The organism is Streptomyces prasinopilosus (assembly GCF_001419695.1).
Taxonomy (GTDB): Bacteria; Actinomycetota; Actinomycetes; order Streptomycetales; family Streptomycetaceae; genus Streptomyces; species Streptomyces prasinopilosus.
Window position 1 is genome coordinate 1 of sequence record NZ_LIRG01000481.1, and the last position, 2,138, is coordinate 2,138.

Here is a 2,138-nt window from a genome sequence, read left to right on the forward strand (position 1 = left end):
GGCGGAGGGAGGCGGGCGACTCGGTGGCGAGCGTGAAACCCATTGGAGTGCCGTTCGCGCATATAGCACGGAAAACGGCCCCGAGGGAGATCGCGGGGAGAGAGAAGAGGTCTGCTATGGCACTTGACGGCATGACGTGCCGAGTGTTTTCCGGTCTCTCTTGACAACCGATCGCCCTGCCTCTTTGCTCTCTGGTGAGTCGCACTCGACAGCACCGATCGAGGTGCGGTCGGCCGAGTTCGCGGGACGAGACGGGCGGTCATGGCGAGGGTGCTGATCTATTCCTGCGGAAGTCGTGGAGACGTGCAGCCCTATATTGCTCCGGCGCATGCGCTGAATACCCAGGGGTACACGGCCGTTCTGTCGGCGCCCGCCGGGTTCGTTTCTCTCGCCACCTACCGCGGAATAGATTTCCGCCCCCCAGAGCGACCGGCTCCTGCGGCTGTGCACGGAGGAACCGCTCCTGCGGCTGTACACGGAGGAACCGGAAGTGCGGCGGCCGGTCGCCGGAGAAACTGTCCGGGAAAGAGGGAAAGCGGGACCGTGCCCATGCTGTGAAGATGCTGGGGAAGGGCTTCGAGGAGGCCCTTCCCCAACTGCACGAGGACACCCGGCCGGCCGCTGAGGACGGGGCGGACCTGGTGGTCCACCCCTATGACGACTTCGAGTCGGGGCACCATGTGGCGCAGCGGCTGGGAGTTCCGTCGGCACTGGCCACCTTCTATCCGAACGTCGTGCCCTCCCGGTAGGCGGCGAGGGTCTCCCGCCGAGCGTCATCGGGCCGGTTGACGGTGATGATCCCGTCGGCCCACGCCGCCGCACGCCGGGCCGTCGGCGGACCGACCGCCGCGCCCAGCAGGAGCGGAGGGCGTTCCGGGAGCGACCGCAGCTTCGCCCGGTCCACCCTGACCAGGCCCTCGTGGGACACCTCCTCACCGGCGAACAACGCGCGCATGATCCGTAAGAACTCCTCCGGACGGCGGGTGCGCTGCTCCTCGGAAGGCCGGCGGTCACCGGTGATGTGTTCGTTCAGCGCCTGCCCGGTGCCGAGCGCCGGCCACAGGCGGCCCGGAGCCCTCTCGGCGAGCGTCGCCGCGGCCTGCGCCAGCACGGCCGGGGGGTAGCGCTGCCCGGGCGCGGTGACCACCCCCATGGGCAGGTCGGTGGAGGCCGCGCTGCCCCGAGCCACGGCCAGGCATGCCCCGAGTGCCCTTGCCGGGTGCTCCACGGTGCGAAGTGGTCGGAGCACATGCCGGACGCGAACCCGGTGTCCCGGGCCGCCGTGAGCAGTCGGAGCAGCGCGGACGGCGAGAACCGCTCGGGCGATGCGTGGTGACCCAAGGTGGCCATGGATGTCACTCGCTCCCTGTTCCCGCGGCCAGACCGTCCTGCGGCGCCGTGACGCGCGGGCCCGTGCGTCGACGGTGGCCGTGCGGGGTTCCCGGGGCGGGCCGGCCGTGAAGGGGGCGAACACCCGACAGCCACAGCCCAAAGCAATACACAGAGTGACGGATCCCTGGGTGCCGCCCGGGGTTTCGAGGAAGCCGGAACCCTTCCGTCGGGCCGAGCGGACGAGTTCGCGGGGTGGTGGAGGCCGGGTCGGGAGCGGAGGGTGACCCCGCCTCCCGTGCTCAGCTGATCGCCTTTGACCAGTGCGAATCGTTCCCTGAACGTTTTCCGGCGATCTCCTCGCCGGGTTATCGGTCTGTCGTACGAAGCCTCATACCAGAGCGGGACGCTGTCCGTGCGAGTTTGTCAACTGGCCACCGCACATGATGCTGTGATGACTACGGTGAGTGTCGGTCGGACGGCGCATGGCCGGCACCCTCGGTCCTCCGAGGCGTCCCCGACCGGTACGGCGACACCACGACGACACCCGTCGCTCGGCGCACCGCGCCACGGGGTCGCACCCATCAGATCGGATCAGGGAGCGGGGACCGGTACGTGCAGGCAGAAGGCGGACGAGGGAGAGGGCGGGGTGACACACCCCGCCGCCCGGGCCCGGCCGGCGCCCCGGGGCCGACCGGTGTGCCGGGCCCGGCCGACGGGCCCCGGCCGGCCGCCGCCGCCCGGGGCGGGCCCCTGGCCGGGGCACGCACCGGTGCCGGCGACGGACCTCCGCCCGCCGCGCGCGGCGG

At 71.1% G+C, this 2,138-nt stretch carries 2 protein-coding genes; one reads left to right on the forward strand and one right to left on the reverse strand.

Annotation, left to right across the window (positions count from 1 at the left end; translation table 11 throughout):
- The first annotated feature begins 560 nt into the window (after positions 1 to 560).
- A complete protein-coding gene (locus AOK18_RS20025) occupies positions 561 to 749 on the forward strand; it encodes a hypothetical protein (protein ID WP_157865136.1) in 189 nt (62 codons plus the stop codon).
- On the opposite strand, the gene AOK18_RS20030 is transcribed toward AOK18_RS20025, so the two are convergent.
- The gene (locus AOK18_RS20030; RefSeq protein WP_240503250.1) at positions 722 to 1,189 is read right to left on the reverse strand and encodes an LLM class flavin-dependent oxidoreductase; all 468 of its coding nucleotides are present in this window, start codon (positions 1,187 to 1,189) and stop codon (positions 722 to 724) included. The two genes, AOK18_RS20025 and AOK18_RS20030, sit on opposite strands and share 28 nt — an antisense overlap.
- Positions 1,190 to 2,138: the final 949 nt, after the last annotated feature.

What these genes read in the sequence shown, in the direction of transcription:
- AOK18_RS20025 (WP_157865136.1), top strand. Translation starts at nt 561, where the DNA reads ATGCTGGGGAAGGGCTTCGAGGAGGCCCTTCCCCAACTGCACGAGGAC.